The organism is Streptomyces sp. NPDC045955 (assembly GCF_056430805.1).
This window is the reverse complement of record NZ_JBWKKY010000022.1, coordinates 25,938-40,868: the sequence shown is the minus strand read 5'-3', so window position 1 is coordinate 40,868 and position 14,931 is coordinate 25,938. Positions and strand designations below refer to the sequence as shown.

The following is a 14,931-nucleotide window of genomic DNA, read 5'->3' as shown; positions in this document are numbered from 1 at the left end:
GACCTGACGGCGCTTTAGAATACGACTGTATCTTAAAAGGGGGCGTGACGATGCCCAAGACCGTCGACCGGGAGGAACAGCGGCGCCAGATCGGTGCCGCCCTGCTCCGGTTGGTCTCCGACGGCGGCCTGGACGAGGTCAGCGTGCGCACCGTGGCCGCCGCGTCCGGCCGCTCCGCGGGAGCCGTGCAGAAGTACTTCCGCACCAAGGACGAGATGCTCGCCTTCGCGGCCGAACTCGTCGGCGAGCGGGTGGAGCGCCGGATGGCCGGGGTGGACACCTCCCTGCCGTTGCGGCGCGCGCTGCGGGAGCTGATTCTGACCACGCTTCCCGTGGACGTGGAGCGGCGGGCCGAGGCCACGACGCAGCTCGCCTTCGCCGTGCACGCGGCGCACCACCCCCGCCTCGCCGAGATCCGGCAGCAGGTCGACCGGGACATCCGTCAGGCACTGGCCGCCTGGCTGGAGACCGCCGGGCACGGGGGCGGGGCGGCCGTCCTCGCCGATGCCGTGATCGCGGTGTCCGACGGGCTGGCCCTGCGCATGCTCTACACCCCGCAGGAGCGCGAGCATCTGCTCACCGTCCTGGACCGGGCCTTGGACGCTCTGATTCCGGAACGGGCGGACGGGCCGGCGGACCGCTGAGCCGTCAGGTCCTCAGGTCCTCAGGTCCTCAAGTCCTCAGGTCCTCATGAAGTGCTGCTGGGGATGACGCAGTTCTGTGGTTGCGGCTTGCCCGTCGGCCAGCCCAGGCCGACGAACCTCAGTGTGCCGCGGCCCTTGCGGCCCGGGTCCAGTTCGACGATCGAGGCCGGCTTGTCGTAGGCGTTGCCACCCGTGGTGAGGCAGATCAGACCGCTGGTGCCCTGGACGCGGTGGCGGGACTGCAGGAGGGGCCACTGGCGGCCGACGTCCTCGCGGGTGGGGACCGATTCCGGATCGTTCTTCTGGGCCTGGTGGAGGGCCTTGCCGATGGTGATGAGGCCGTCGTGGACGAGCATCGTCCGGGAGTCCTCCAAGTGGGGAGTGGAGCCCAGCTTTATCCCCTCCTTCTCGGTCGCGCTGATCTGCTGCCTGAGGGCGTCCAGGGCCGCCTTCGGTTCGGTCAGGTACTGGGGGAGGTCCTGGTCGGCCGGCTCGCGGTCGTGGGTCGCCGTGTACTTCTTCGTCCAGGCCGTCAGTTCCGTCGTCCAGGCGTCGGGGTGGGCGGGGGCCGCGTACTGCACCGTCACCTTCGGCCTGCCGTCGTCACCGCGCAGTCTGGCCCAGTCCCGCTCCGTCATGTCCTGCCGCAGCGAGGCCGCGTCCGAGCCGCTGACGATGGTGTAGTGGCGGTCCTTGCAGCCCACCTCGGCGAGCTTCAGCGCGAAGATACGCAGGTGGAGGGTGCGGCCCGCGAAGTAGACCGTGTCGGCCCGGGAGTCGCAGATGTTGTTGGCCGTCTGGGTGAACTGGTTGCCGGTCGAGCCCGCCTCGTCGATCGACGGGGACTCGAACGACATCGCGGCGGGGCCGGCCGGGCCCTTCTCCTCGATCCTGCTGAAGGCCTTCGCCAGCGACTCGTTGTAGCCGTCCGGGCGTTTGTCGTAGACCAGGACCGTCCTGAGGTTCTGGCGGCCGCGTTCGCCGTTGAAGTTGGCCAGGGCCTGGGCCGCGTCGTGGTTGGTGGGGAGGATGCGGGCCAGGCCCGGGAAGCGGAGCTTCGCCATCCCGTCCGGCCGGTCCTCGTTGGCGATCCGGTCTCCGCTGATCCGGGCGGCGAGCACCGGGATCTTGTTCTCCGTCAGCCGGGCCACGGCCGCCTCGGTGGCGGCGAGACTCAGGTTGAAGCCGGTGACCGCACGCAGCCGGTCCTCGGGCGAGGCGGCCATCCGCAGCAGGGTGTCGACGACCTTCGCCTGACGGCCGTAGTCCTGCCCGGGGTTGGCCAGCACCAGGCGGATCTTCGGGGGTTCGCCCTCGCCCGCGTTGGCCTGGCGCTGCCCCAGATACGCGCCCTGGAGGTCACTGCGCATCTGCCGGCGCAGGGCCTCCCGGTCCGACTGGAGCGGCAGCATCATCGCGACCGTGACGTACGGCTGCTTCTCGATCCTCTGGTTCTCGCGTGCGATGGCCCGGGCCACGTCGGTGATCTCCGGGGTGCCGAAGTCGTAGCCCTCGCCGTTGACGCCGATGCACTCGCCGTCGATCCGCTCCACGCCGTCCGCGCAGGTGTCCGGCCTGGTGACGAGCAGGTAGACGAGCACGAGGCCTGCCGCGAGCGCCGCCGCGCCCAGGAGTGAGAACAGGATCTTCCGCCATCTGGGCATGCCCGTTATCTCCTTCTCCGGAGCTGTTCGGTGCAGGTGCAGCGCAACAGGGGCTGTTCGTTCTCCGCGAGTCCGCTCCAGTCCGTGGCCGTCCTGCTGAGCAGGCCCGCGCCCTCGAAGTCCATGATCGACAGGAGGTCCAGCAACTTGGCGAGGGTGCGGGCGGTCTCCTTGCCGGTCGGCCTGGTCCGCTCCTCGCACAGCCAGACCGCGTGCAGCAGCTGGTCGACGGTGCGGCGCAGCGGTGGGCCGTCCACGGGCACCAGGCCCTGGGCGCGTTCCCGCCGGGCGTCCGCCCCGCCCGGGTACGGCGCCTGGGCGATCTCCAGGAGTTCCGCGCACCACTCGCGGGGGCGGCCGGGGAGGGTGGCGGCAAGGTGGCTGACGACATCGTCCACGCCGCCGGAGACCAAGTGGTGGTTCATGCGGTGGGCGGTGAGCGAGCGGAAGGCACCGCCGCCGGGGGCCCCGCTTCCCCAGGCCCCGTTGCCGGCCCGGGCCGCACCGCCGCCCCACGCTCCGCTGCCGCCCCACGCCGCGCCGGGTGAGGCTCCGGCGCGCCGGCCTCCGGCGCCCGGCGCCCCCTCGCCCGGCGCCCCCTGGGGCGAGGCCTCGCCGTCCGACGCCCCTCCGCGCAACGCCCCGCCGTCCGGCACCCCTCCGCGCAACGCCCCGCCGTCCGGCTCCGCGCCGCGCAAGGCCCCGCCGTCCGGCACCCCTCCGCGCAAGGCCGCACCGCCGAGCACCCCGCCCCTCGGCGACCCGTCACCCAGCGCTCCACCACCCGGCTGCCCACCACCTGCCGACCCGCCACCCGGCACTCCACCACCCGGCGACCCACCGCCCGGCACCCCGCCACCCGAAGCCGCGCCACCCGAGGCCGCGCCACCCGAGGCCGCGCTCCCCCGGCCCCCCGCCTCCCCCACCGCACGCCGCGCATAGTGGTCGCGCAGCAGGTGATGGTCGGCGTACCAGGCGGCCCCGCCGGGGCGTAATCCGTACAGGCGGTGCACCAGCAGCTGGCGGAGGCCGAAGTCGCCTATGAAGTGGCGTTCGCAGCCGGGCCAGCCCGTGTCGGTGAGGAGCCGGGCGACGTGATGGGCGGTCAGATGGTGGACGTGGCCCTGCTGGTGATGGCGGAGCAGGACGTCCGCGCACTCCGTGTCGTGCGCCACCGACAGGTGGGTGAGGAGGTCGAGCCAGTGGTCGTGGTGCTCGGTCGGGAGCCGTACGGGTAACTGGTCGAGGATCAGTTCCCGCAGGAGGACGTCCGCGACGGGGCGTTCGAGGGTGTCGTCGCCGGGGAGCCGTAACGGGGCGTCCAGGATGTCCCGGTCGTTGGCGTCCGCCGGCATGCGGAAGGCGGCGGCGGCTTCGGCCAGGCGGATCACGGTGTGTGGCCGGCCGCCGCTCAGCCGGGCCACGGCGGCGTCGATACGGCGGCGGTTCGTGCCGCCCTCCGGCTCGGCGCGCTGCTGTCTTCGTACGGTCTCCCGGCGGAGCTGGTCGCCGGTGAGCAGCGGCATCCGCAGCAGGAGCACGCCGTCGGCCAGGGGCGCCCGGTCCGCGCCCCCGTCCGTACGGCGGGACCAGGCGGGCGGGGCGCCGTCGGCGGGGCGGTACTCCGCCGGGGGCGTCGCCTCCTCGGGCGGCAGGCCGCCGTGCAGGAAGGCGCCGCCGTCCGGCCGGCGTGCCGTGCCGACGATGACCACGCGGTCGCGCTGTCCGCCCCGCCGGTCTGTGAGCACGGCGCGCAGCAACTGCTCGCCCAGGGGCGACTCGGCGTGGTCCAGCAGCAGGCACGGGCGGCCGACCCGGCGCAGCCAGCCCGCGGGTGAGGCGTACGCCGCCTCCAGGTCCTCGCGCAGGGCCCGGAAGAGAAAGCTCTCCGCGACCTCACGTGCCTCGCCGCCGGCCCGGAAGTCGGCGGCGAGGATGCGCAGCCCGATCCTGGGCTGCCCGGCGGCGCCGGGATACGCGCCGTAGATCCGCCCCAGCTCCGCCCTGCCCCGGGGCGCGAGGCCCTCGAACAGGGCGTCCAGGAGGGCGTTGCTCACGGCCGCCGAGTACGGGTCGAGAGCCTGCCCGAGGGTGGTCAGGAGGTTGCGGATGGTGCCGCGCAGGACACCGCGCCAGAAGTCGCCGACGCCCAGCCCGCGCAGGCGCTGCTTCTGGGCCAGGTCCTCGTAGCGTTCGGCCTCCGTCGCGACCGCCTCGGGCGTGCCCTCCGCGACGCCGGTCGCGATCATGGCCAGGCCCGTGAAGAGACGCGGGAAGGCGAACGAGCCGCCGGTCCCCTGCCAGGTGCACAGCCGCCGGGCCACCTCGACCAGGGCCTCGGTCGCGGCCGAGCGGGCGCCGGGCTCCGGGTCCGCGCGGTCCGCGTACACCGGGGAGGCGCAGTCCAGGTGGATCACCGGCACCTTGGCGGCGAAACGGTCCCGGACGGCGCGCAGCAGCCGGCCCTTGCCCATGCCCGGGCCGCCGGTGAGCAGGACGACGGGCAGGTCGGGGCCGTACAGCAGGTCCCGGCCGGCTCCCGACGGCGCCCGCCCCAGCAGCCGCGCGAAGAAGCCCTCCTCGCCGAGGAGTTTCTCGAACCCCAGTTCTTCACACACGGACCCCCCATGGAGTGCCTGCCCGCCCGGGAGCGGGTGACCGGTGACCGATGTGCCAGAAAAGATCCAGTGGAACACGGAACGGTCTGATCGGACAACGGGGGCGGCGCGGAAGGAAGTTGCCGAGCGGGTGTCCGCGAACCCCGCCTGCCCCGCGACGCCCCCCGGTGCCTAACCGGCCCGGTCCGACGCCGGCCACACAAGGCAGGTCGTCCGGGACGCCGGGGAAGAGGTCGGCGTAGGTGGCGGGGTCCTTGCGGACGAGGGCCGAGCGGTGGCTGTGGTGGAAGGGGGTTTCGCCCAGCCACGGGGGCAGTTCGCCCTCGGCCGCCAGGACGTGCTGGTCGCGGACCGGGGCGGGCGGGCGGATCGCCCCGAGGTCGGCGACCAGGGTGGCCGCGCAGCTGTCCTGGTGGCCCTGTGCGCGCCAGACGCGGCAGATCTCCAGGCCGTAGCGGACGAGTGCCTCCTCGTATCCGGCCCACATCCGGACCGCCGGGTGGTGGCGCCAGCCGTACCCCGGTACGACCAGGCCGCGCAGCACCTGCCAGGCCTCGACCCGCTGTTTGCCGAGCCGGCGGCGGTCCAGGACCAGGGCCGACTCCCGGAAACCGGAGTAGGGGAGGAAGGTCTGCACGCCGTCGCGTGCGGGATGCCTACCGGTCCGCGCCGGTGCGGGAGGTGCGGGCCGGGCGGCGGCGCCCGAACGCCAGAGCCAGGCCGATCATCACGATGCCCAGGGCGAAGTGCAGCCAGTCGTCCGCCGTGTTGAGGGGGACGAAGTTGGCGTCGCTGTCGTGGCCGACGGACAGGCCGTAGACCCAGAGCACCAGGTATACGGCGCCGCCGACCAGCAGGTACGAGTACGCTCCACCGGCCGTGCGGGCGAGGGCCAGGCCGACGAGACCGTAGGCCAGGTGCACGAGGTTGTGCAGGATCGAGACCTGGAACAGGCCCAGCAGCTCGGCGCCCGACTCATGGGAGGCGAACTCCATCGAGTCGTAGTCGGTGGTGATGCCGGGGATGAACCCCAGCACGCCGACCAGGAGGAAGACGACGCCTACCAACTGGGCGGCCCGCTGCACGGGTGCCGCGGCGGCCCGGTGGGAAGTGTGTGTGGTCATGGCCGGTGGATCCTCACTGCAGAGAGATGGTCTGTTCCGCCCAGATGGTCTTGCCCCAGGCGCCCTGGCGCGTGCCCCAGCGCTCGGTCAGCTGGGCCACGAGGAGCAGGCCGCGCCCGCCCTCGTCGTAGGTCCGGGCACGCCGCAGGTGGGGAGCGGTGTTGCCGCCGTCGGAGACCTCGCAGATCAGGGTGTTGTCGTGGATCAGACGGAGCTGGATCGGCGGCTGAGCGTGCCGGATGGCGTTGGTGACGAGTTCGCTGACGACCAGCTCGGTGACGAAGACCGCGTCGGACAGCCCCCACCTCTCCAGCTGCGCCACCACGTCCTTGCGGGTCTGGGCGACCGCGGACGGGTCGTCCGGCACCGCCCAGGTGGCGACCTGACTCGCGTCGAGCGCGCGGGTGCGGGCGACCAGCAGGGCCACGTCGTCGGCCGGGCGCTGCGGCAGCAGGTCGGCCAGCACGCTGTCGCACAGGGCGTCCAGCGAGGGCGCCGGGCGGGCGAGGGCCTCCCGCAGCCGGTGGACGCCGGCGTCGGGGTCCCGGTCCCGGTTCTCGATCAGGCCGTTGGTGTAGAGGGCGAGCAGGCTGCCCTCGGGCAGGACCACCTCGGTGGCCTCGTGGGGCAGGCTGCCCATGCCGAGCGGGGGTGCGGCCGGAAGTTCGATCAGCTCGGCCCTCCCGTCGGGGCTCACCACGGCCGGCATCGGATGTCCGGCCCCGGCGAAGCAGCAGCGTCGCGACACGGGGTCGTACACGGCGTACAGGCAGGTCGCGCCCACGTCCCCGGAGGTCTCGCCGTCCTCCCCGTCCTCCGCCTCCACGCTCAGCCGGGCGACCAGGTCGTCCAGGTGCGTGAGGAGTTCGTCGCACGGCAGGTCGATGTCGGCCAGGGTGCGTACGGCCGTCCGCAGCCGGCCCATGGTCGCGGAGGCGTGCAGGCCGTGGCCGACGACGTCGCCGACGACCAGGGCAACCCGCGCCCCGGACAGGGGGATGACGTCGAACCAGTCCCCGCCGACGCCGGCGTGCCCGCCCGCCGGCAGGTAGCGGGAGGCGACCTCGACCGCCGCCTGCCGGGGCAGCCGCTGCGGCAGCAGGCTGCGCTGGAGCGTGACGGCCGTGGCGCGCTCCCGGGTGTAGCGGCGGGCGTTGTCGATGCTGACCGCGGCCCTGGCCACCAGTTCCCCGGCCAGGAGCAGGTCGTCGTGCCGGAAGGTCTCGGGGTTGCGGTACCGGACGAGCCACGCGACTCCCAGCGTGGTGCCGCGGGCGGTGAGCGGCACGGTCATCACCGAGTGGATGCCGAACGCCCGGATCCTCGCGGCCCGCTCCGGGTCGTGCGCGAGCCACGCCGCGAACGCCGGGTCGGTCACCTCGTGCAGGGTGGGGCGTCCCGCGCGCAGGCTCTCGTAGGGCGCCGAACCCTCGGGGTAGGCGTCCACCTGGCCGGCCGCCACGACCGCCTCCGGGGCCCCCGGGGTCACGGACCGCAGCGCCACCCGCCGCAGCAGCAGCGGCCCGTCCGCCGGAAGGACCCGGGCGGGCGGTTCGGGCACGTCGTCCAGCGCGGCGAGCAGATCGACGCTGACGAAGTCGGCCAGGGCCGGGACGATCACGTCCGTCAGCTCCTCGGCCGTGCGCCGCACGTCGAGCGTGCCGCCGATGCGCCGGCCGGCCTCGGCGATCAGCTGGAGCCGCTTGCGCGCCCAGAACTGTTCCGTCATGTCGTGCGCGGAGATGCAGACGCCCTGGATGGTGCCCTCGGCGTCCCGCAGCGCGGACTCGAACACCGACCAGGCGTGCTCGAAGGTCTCGCCCGGGGCGCGCAGGTAGTTCTCCTCGTACTGCGGCTCGCCGGTCCGCAGCACCCGGACCATGCTGCGTTCCGCCCGCTCACCGGCCTCGTCGTCGACGATCTCGGACACGCGCAGGCCCAGCATCTCCTCCTCGGTGAGCCCCATGGCCCCCTGCATTTCTTCGTTGGCCCGCCTGAGCCGGAGCCGGGTGTCGTAGAGCGCCAGGGCACAGCACGGGGACTGGGTGAAGCTCCAGCTCACGAGGGATTCGTCGAGGCTGGGGCGGGGCTGCCGGCGGGTCAGGGCGGACAGGAGGAGCCAGGCGGGGGCGCCGGTGCCGGGCGTCGTCCTGTGGTGGGCGAGGACCCGGACGGTCAGCTTCCTGCCGTCGTGGTGCCGGAGCCTGACCTCGCCGTTCCACCGGGGCAGTCCGGCGAGCGCGGGCAGGCCGCGGGCCGGGATCGGCTCGGCCAGCAGCTCGGCGGCGGGGCGGCCGGTCATCTGCCGGGCCGAGTACCCGAGGAGCCGCTCGGCGCCCGTGTTCCAGCCGGTCACCCTGCCCTGCTCGTCGAGGGTGACGCGGGCGGTGAGGGACTCGCCGACGAGCTCCGCGAGGGCCTCCGGCGTCTCGGGGACGTCGGGGGCTTCGGGAGCTTGGGGGACTCGGGGTTCCGCTCCGCGCGCCCGGTCGGCCCGGTGGCCGGCCCGGCCGACGGTGACGGGCTGCTCCATGATCGGTCATCTCGCTCTGGCGGGGAATCTGCGCTGGCAGGCAATCTGCGGTGATCCGGACACTGCGGAAGGCAGTCATCCGATATGCGACCTATCCCCTGATTACCCCTATTGTGACGGCCCTCACCCTGCTGCCGCGGCCCGCCCGAGGAGTCTGTCGCCGCCCCGCCCGGGTAACCGGTGCCCCATGGGCGAGATCCTGGTGGGCACGTGTTCCTGGACCGACCGGGCCCTGGTCGGCAGCGGCTGGTATCCGGCGGGGCGGCGGGACGCGGAGGGGCGGTTACGGCACTACGCCGAGCGCTTCCCGGTCGTCGAGGTCGACGCCTCGTACTACGCGCTGCCGAGCGAGCGGAACAGCCGGCTGTGGGCCGAGCGGACACCGGACGGGTTCGTCTTCGACGTGAAGGCGTTCTCGCTGCTGACCGGGCACCCCACCCGGGATACGGCGATGCCGGCCGGGCTGCCGGCCGACCACCGCGATCCTGCCGTGCTCGACGAGGTGTGGGCCCGGTTCACGGCCGGGATCGAGCCGCTGCGGCGGGCCGCGCGGCTCGGGAGCGTGCTGTTCCAGTTCCCGCCGTGGTTCCGGCCCGGGGAACGGGCGGAGTCCTTCCTGCACGAGTGCGCCGAGCGGACCCGCGGGTGGACCGTCGCCGTGGAGTTCCGGCATCCCTCGTGGTGGGAGCCGGCCCGGGCGGAGGCGACGTGCACGCTGCTCACCCGGCTCGGCTTGGCCGCGGTCGCCGTCGACATGACGCAGACGCTGCCCTCCTCGATGCCGCCCGTCACCCCCGTCACCTCGCCCCGGCTGTCCGTCGTACGGTTCCACGGACGCAGCACCGCCTGGGGGACCGGCAGCAAGGAGGACCGGTTCCGGTACGCGTACGGCGAGGACGAACTCGCCGAGTGGCTGCCCCGCGTGCGCCGACTGGCCGAGCGGACCGGACAGATCCACGTCCTGTTCAACAACTGTTGCGGCGACGCCGCCGTCCGGGCCGCCGAGTGCATGACGCGGCTCTTGGCCGGCGAAACGCCGACGGCGGCACCGAGGGTCCCTAGGGCACGATCCGCACCTGCTTCTCCACCGTCACCTGGTCCACGTCCGACACCCGCACGGTCGTCTTCATCGTCCACGTCCCGGCGAGGGGCAGATTGACGGAGTTGGTGCTCCAGTAGCCGCCGACGTCGGTGAGTCCGGCGTCGATCGGGCCGACCTTCCTGGACGGGAGGGTGAAGGTGATGCGGACCTCGGGGACGACGATCAGACCCTTGTCGGCGCCGTAGACCACGGCCTGGACGCCGTTCTCGCCGACCCGGGCCGGGTCCAGGGTGACCTGTACCGTGCCGCGGCCGGACAGGGTGCCGGAGCTGCCGCCCGTGTCGAAGGGCACCGAGGCGAAGGCCGTGGGCGGCAGCGCACCCACCGGGGGCCGCTGCGCGGCCTCGGCCTGCGCGCGGCCCGGCAGTGTGGCCGTGAGCAGTGTCGTGATCAGCAGCACCACGGCGGCGACGGCGACCTCGACGAGGACGGACCGGCGCAGACCGCGACGGCGGATGTCCGGGTCGCCGGACTCGGGGGCCGACGCCGGCGCCCTCTCCGGTTTCTCCGTTGCATCCGGCTTCTCCGACTCCTCTGCCGGGCTGGATTCGCCGGGCTCGCCCGGTCCCTCCGGCTGGGCCGGGGCCCCGGCTCCGACCGGCTGTGCGACCCGTTCCGGTACGGCCGTCCGCGTGGCGGCGGCCGACGGTGCCGCGAGACGGGCCGTCCACCGGCGCGAGTATCCGGCCGCCAGCAACAGCGCGGTCACCGCGACCAGTTTGGCCAGCAGCAGCCGGCCGTACGACGTGCCGGTCAGTGCCGCGAGGGAGCCGAGGCCGCGCCAGGACTGGTAGAGCCCGGTGACGGCAAGGACGGTCACCGAGGCGAAGGCGATCCGGGAGAACCGGGGCACGACCTCCGCCAGCTCGTCGACGGAGGCCCGGCGCAGGGTCAGCAGCAGCGCCACGAGGCCGCCGAGCCAGACACCCGTCGCGATCAGGTGCAGCACGGACGACGTCATCGCCAGCGGCACCTGGATCCCGGCGGAGGCGTGCTCGGCCACCGCCCAGGTCAGGGCCAGGGCGACGGCCAGGGTCGCGCCCATCGCCCGCAGCACGGGTTCCCGGCGGTCACGGTGCCGGGACAGCCGCAGCAGGAAGGCGGCGGTCAGCAGGAGGACGGCCAGCCTGGCGAGCAGGGCCAGGCCCGGGCGGCTGGTCACCGTGCGTTCGAGGGCGGAGAGGTCCAAGACCGCGGCCGGGCCCGCGCCCGTCTCGTACGGGGCCCGCAGCAACAGCAGGGCGACCGTCGAGCCGAGCAGGGTCCACCAGGCGGCCACCAGCGGTCGGCGCAGCGGGGACGTGTCCGCGGGCCGGCACAGCAGCGCGAACGCCACCGTGCCGACGAACAGAGCGGCGGCGAGGTAGGCGAGATAGCGGGCGGCGTCATGGAGGCCGCCGGTCAGCGGGTCCTCGTCCGGGCCGGTGTCGACCTGCGCGGATGTCGCGGACCGTTTGCCGACGGAGAAGGTGAAGGCGCCGGAGACCGGGTGGCTGTCGGCGGACACCACCCGCCAGGCCACCGTGTAGGTGCCCTGGGCGAGTTTGCCGGGCAGTCCGATCCGGGCCGTGTCGGAACGGCCGTCCGCGTGCTGCGGCTCGCCGGTGTGCACGCGGCGCTGGTCCGGGCCGAAGACCCGGAAGGAGTCGTCGAGCAGGCCGACGGACTCGGTGAAGGTCAGGGTGAGGTGGCGGGGGGCACGCTGGACGACGGAACCGTCGTCGGGGTCGGTGCTGCGGAGGGCGGCGTGGGCGGAAGCTGGGGCTCCGCTGAAGAGGAGCAGGACCAGCACGGTGCCGAGCAGCACCAGGGCTTGAAGTCGCCGGGGGTGTCCGCCATTGCGCTCCTCGTTCCGCCGTTGGTGCACGTGGTTCTCCGGGGTCGGGCTGTACGGCTCCCGGTTATGTACGGAAGGGAGTCGTCTCGCGCTCAGCGGGGGAGGCCGGTGGCCGTGGGTGGGCGGCTGCGGGTGCGTCGGGGTTGTTCGCGCCCGCGCGGCGGAGCCGCACATCGACACAGCCCCTCGGCCCTAAAAGGCAGGTCGGCACAGCCCGGGGATGCGGTCAGCCTCTGACGGATAGCGTGCCGTCAGCTCCGCCGCGTCCCCGTGCTCATAGCCCTCGAACGTGAAGCCGGGGGCCATCGTGCAGCCGAACAGGGTCCACTGCCCGCCCTCGCGCACCCTGCCGCCCATCCACGTGCCCGCCGGGATCGTGTACTGGACGTGCTGGCCGCCGAGGACGTCCGGTCCGATCACCGCCGTCCGCGTGCCGCCGTCCGGGGCGAGCAGGAGGAGCTCCAGGGGATCGCCGAGGTAGAAGTGCCAGATCTCGTCGGTCGGCAGGCGGTGGAGGGCGGAGAAGTCGTCCGGGCCCGCTGTCAGCAGGGCGACGATCGCCGTGCCCTCGGGCCTGCCGTCGGGGCGTTCGGGACCTGCCCAGGTCTGGCGGAACAGGCCGCCCTCGCGGGGGATCGGCTCGAGGCCGTAGTGAGCGATGAGGTCGTCGGGCGTCACCCGGGGAAGAGTATCTCCCGGTCGAGGAAGGCGAGCTGGGCCTTCTTCTCGGGCAGGTACACGTCCGGCAGGTCGATCTCCGGCAGGACGACCACCGGGCCCGCCGCGAAGCCCAGCTTGAGGAAACGGGCGACCGCCTTCTCGTTGCGGACGTCCGGGTCGACCACGATCCGCCGGCGGTCCAGGCCGAGCAGGACGTACCGGGCGATGGCGGTCACCAGCCGCGTGGTCCAGCCGGAGCGCGCGCCGCCCGGGCCGGCGGGGGCGACCAGCAGGTGGACGCCGATGTCGCGGGGGCGGACGTCGTAGCACTCGCTGACGCGGTCCGCCTCGGGCTCGTAGGTCTGGAGGAGGGCGACCGGCTCGCCGTCGCGGACGACGAGGAAGGCGTGGTGGGTGGCGAGGGTGTCCATGTGGGCGTAGATCTCGGCGACCTGACGCTCGGTGAGGCCGATCATGCCCCAGAAGGCGGCCCGGTCCTCGCTCACCCAGCGGTGGACCGTCCCGGCGTCGGCCTCCGGCTCCAGCGGCAGGACGCGGACGGTGCCGAAATCGTCGGTCACCTGCTCGTGGACGGCCGTGCGGGAGGCGTACGGGTCAGACATCGGTCTCCTTCTTCAGCAGGGTCCAGTCGGTGACGACCGGGACGAGGTCGCCGGCGAGCCACAGGGGGAGCTGGTCGCGGTGGTGGGGTGAGCCGGGGACGCCCGAGGCGCCGAGCGGGACGACCCAGCGGCTGTCCTCGCGCCGGGCCAGGTCCCAGACGTACCGGGCCGCCGGGCCGCGCGCGGCGCGGTCGGTGAGGCCGGGCACGCCCGAGGTGCACAGCACGCAGTCGTGGTCGCCGGACAGCCCCGGTTCGTCGTACGGCATCTCTGGCTCCAGCGCCCGCCAGGGGGCGAGCCGGTGGGTGCCGCCCCAGACGCCGGCGGGCGGCCGGGCGGCCACCTCCTCGACCGCCGCGCGCACGGCCGACGGGCGGTCGATTCCGTACAGCTCCTCGGTCCGCAGCAGGTGTTCGAGGGCGAAGCCGACACGCGGGAGGAGAGCGAGCCAGGGCTGGAACACCTCCGGATACGGCGGCGGTGTGGCGAGTGCGGCGAAGGCGGGGTGCGCCGCCAGTCGCCGTACGACCGCACCGCGCACGGCCGAGTAGAGGGCCGCGTCGGCGCTGCCGGCGTCCATGCGGCGGTTCCAGGCGAGGAGGCGGTCCCGGAGGGCGGTTGCCTCGGGGGTGAGGGCCCCCAGGGCCCGGAGGCGGTCCAGGAGGGCGGACGCGGAGGCGAGGTGGGTGTCCGTGTGGATCGCGGGCATGTCGGCGGCGGACCAGCGGTCCTTGCCGGCGAGCAGCGCGGTGATGCGGTCGTGGCGGTGGGGCGGGGCGAACTCGACGCCCAGGGGTGCGGCCGGGCCGCGCTGGTTGGCCATGACGGCGACGCCGTCGGTGAGCCCGGCGCGGGGCGTCTCCTGCCAGCCCCGCCACTCGTGGCCGGGCTCCCAGGCGGGCACCAGGCGCAGGCGGTTGGCCTCGGCGCGCTGTGGCACCCGCCCGGCGACGCGGTGCAGGACGCCGCCCTCGGTGTCGGCGGCCTGGACGACGTTGACCGGCTCGGCCCACCGGTCGAACGCCCGGTCCACGTCGGCGACCCGGCGGGCCCGCAGCAGCGGCAGCAGGGCGCCGAAGCCGAGGTCGCCGGTGACGCGGGGCGGGTAGCGCAGGCTGATCGCGACGGGCGGTGCGCCCGGGTCCCACGGGTCGCCGTCGAGTCCCTCGGGGCCGCCGATGACCACCGGGCCCCGCTCGGTCTCGATCACCTCCACCTCGACCGGCTCCTCGCCCGCCACCTCGACGACCTCCGTGTGCCGGGCCGCGCGGTGCCAGCCCCCGTCCGGGCCGAGGGCCTCCACCCCGGCGCCGGTGCGCCGCAGCCGCTCCCGGTACAGGTCCTGGTAGTCGGCCATGGCGTTGGTGATGGCCCAGGCGACCGTGCCGGTGTGCCCGAAGTGGGCGATGCCGGGGACACCGGGGACGGCCAGGCCGACGACGTCGAACTCCGGGCAGGACAGGCGGATCTGCTGGTAGACGCCCGGGTCCTCGATCCAGCGGTGGGGATCACCGGCGATGACCGCCCGCCCGGTGACGGTCCGCTCCCCGCTCACCAGCCAGCCGTTGCTGCCGGAGGTGCCGGGGCCGTCGGTGGCGAAGAGGCCGATGGCGTCGGCGCCCAGATGGGCCGCCACCTGCTCACGCCAGAGCTTGGCCGGGAACCCGGCGAAGAGGATGTGGGTGGCGAGCCAGACGCCGAGGGGGGTCCAGGGGTGCCAGGTGCCGGGGGTGAGGTGGGCGCGGGCGAACTCGGGGGCCGCGTCGGCGCCCGCCGCCAGCCCGCCGTTGACCCCCTCCACGTACGCCCGCAGCCAGTCCGCCGTCTCGGGGTCCCGTCTCTCCAGGTCCGTGAAGCAGCGTCTGGCGGTGTCGTCGAGTCTGGCGCGTCTGGCGAACCGGTCCCAGGGCAGGGCGCTCTCGCCGAGGAAGGACGCCGAGGTGCCCTGGGCCCGGTGCCGCTCGATCTCCAGCTGCCAGGCCCGGTCGCGGGCGGTGACGAGGCCCTGGGCGTGGGCGAGTCCGGCCGCGCTGTCCGCGCGCAGATGCGGAATTCCCCAGGCGTCGCGGTAGATCTCGGTGGCCACGCTGTCCCCCCGCTTTCCTTTAGGTTAGCCTTGCCTAAGT

Annotated in this window: 10 protein-coding genes and 1 pseudogene; 2 read left to right on the top strand and 9 right to left on the bottom strand. The window is 73.9% G+C overall.

What is annotated here, in order from left to right:
- Positions 1-50 precede the first annotated feature (50 nt).
- Complete coding sequence (locus tag AC07F0_RS33015) at positions 51-644, top strand: TetR/AcrR family transcriptional regulator (RefSeq protein WP_436728172.1); 594 nt, start codon at positions 51-53, stop codon at positions 642-644.
- Positions 645-688: 44 nt separating this feature from the next.
- Here the strand turns inward: AC07F0_RS33015 and AC07F0_RS33010 are convergent, their stop codons facing one another.
- The 5 genes and pseudogenes from AC07F0_RS33010 to AC07F0_RS32990 all read right to left on the bottom strand — a co-directional run bounded on the left by AC07F0_RS33010 (position 689) and on the right by AC07F0_RS32990 (position 8,583).
- A complete protein-coding gene (locus AC07F0_RS33010) occupies positions 689-2,308 on the bottom strand; it encodes an ABC transporter substrate-binding protein (RefSeq protein WP_478983633.1) in 1,620 nt (539 codons plus the stop codon).
- A gap of 5 nt (positions 2,309-2,313) precedes the next feature.
- A complete protein-coding gene (locus AC07F0_RS33005) occupies positions 2,314-4,926 on the bottom strand; it encodes a hypothetical protein (RefSeq protein WP_478983632.1) in 2,613 nt (870 codons plus the stop codon).
- A 171-nt stretch (positions 4,927-5,097) separates the two neighbouring features.
- Positions 5,098-5,563 (bottom strand): annotated as a pseudogene (locus AC07F0_RS33000) (MSMEG_6728 family protein).
- A gap of 19 nt (positions 5,564-5,582) precedes the next feature.
- On the bottom strand, positions 5,583-6,050 hold the full coding sequence (locus AC07F0_RS32995) for a DUF4383 domain-containing protein (protein WP_478983631.1): 468 nt from the start codon (positions 6,048-6,050) through the stop codon (positions 5,583-5,585).
- Between the two features lie 13 nt (positions 6,051-6,063).
- Positions 6,064-8,583 carry a SpoIIE family protein phosphatase gene (locus tag AC07F0_RS32990; protein ID WP_478983630.1) on the bottom strand — a complete coding sequence of 840 codons (2,520 nt, stop codon included), beginning with the start codon at positions 8,581-8,583 and terminating at the stop codon, positions 6,064-6,066.
- 187 nt (positions 8,584-8,770) lie between these two features.
- Between AC07F0_RS32990 and AC07F0_RS32985 the strand changes: the two genes are divergently transcribed.
- Positions 8,771-9,742 (top strand): DUF72 domain-containing protein, encoded by a 972-nt coding sequence (locus AC07F0_RS32985; protein WP_478983629.1) that lies wholly within the window; start codon positions 8,771-8,773, stop codon positions 9,740-9,742.
- Here AC07F0_RS32985 and AC07F0_RS32980 read toward each other — a convergent pair.
- The 4 genes from AC07F0_RS32980 to AC07F0_RS32965 all read right to left on the bottom strand — a co-directional run bounded on the left by AC07F0_RS32980 (position 9,642) and on the right by AC07F0_RS32965 (position 14,891).
- Complete coding sequence (locus AC07F0_RS32980) at positions 9,642-11,492, bottom strand: copper resistance CopC/CopD family protein (protein WP_478983694.1); 1,851 nt, start codon at positions 11,490-11,492, stop codon at positions 9,642-9,644. The two genes, AC07F0_RS32985 and AC07F0_RS32980, sit on opposite strands and share 101 nt — an antisense overlap.
- Positions 11,493-11,714: 222 nt before the next feature.
- Positions 11,715-12,200: a cupin domain-containing protein gene (locus AC07F0_RS32975; RefSeq protein ID WP_478983628.1), complete on the bottom strand. Its 486-nt coding sequence runs from the start codon at positions 12,198-12,200 to the stop codon at positions 11,715-11,717.
- Positions 12,197-12,805, bottom strand: coding sequence for a GNAT family N-acetyltransferase (locus AC07F0_RS32970; protein WP_478983627.1), 609 nt, complete (start codon positions 12,803-12,805; stop codon positions 12,197-12,199). The genes AC07F0_RS32975 and AC07F0_RS32970 overlap by 4 nt, the downstream gene beginning before the upstream one ends.
- Positions 12,798-14,891 carry a penicillin acylase family protein gene (locus AC07F0_RS32965; protein WP_478983626.1) on the bottom strand — a complete coding sequence of 698 codons (2,094 nt, stop codon included), beginning with the start codon at positions 14,889-14,891 and terminating at the stop codon, positions 12,798-12,800. Before AC07F0_RS32965 ends, AC07F0_RS32970 begins: the two co-directional genes overlap by 8 nt.
- Positions 14,892-14,931 lie beyond the last annotated feature (40 nt).

What these genes read in the sequence shown, in the direction of transcription:
- AC07F0_RS32970 (WP_478983627.1), bottom strand. Translation starts at nt 12,805, where the DNA reads ATGTCTGACCCGTACGCCTCCCGCACGGCCGTCCACGAGCAGGTGACC.
- AC07F0_RS32985 (WP_478983629.1), top strand. Translation starts at nt 8,771, where the DNA reads ATGGGCGAGATCCTGGTGGGCACGTGTTCCTGGACCGACCGGGCCCTG.
- AC07F0_RS33015 (WP_436728172.1), top strand. Translation starts at nt 51, where the DNA reads ATGCCCAAGACCGTCGACCGGGAGGAACAGCGGCGCCAGATCGGTGCC.
- AC07F0_RS33010 (WP_478983633.1), bottom strand. Translation starts at nt 2,308, where the DNA reads ATGCCCAGATGGCGGAAGATCCTGTTCTCACTCCTGGGCGCGGCGGCG.
- AC07F0_RS32990 (WP_478983630.1), bottom strand. Translation starts at nt 8,583, where the DNA reads ATGGAGCAGCCCGTCACCGTCGGCCGGGCCGGCCACCGGGCCGACCGG.
- AC07F0_RS32995 (WP_478983631.1), bottom strand. Translation starts at nt 6,050, where the DNA reads ATGACCACACACACTTCCCACCGGGCCGCCGCGGCACCCGTGCAGCGG.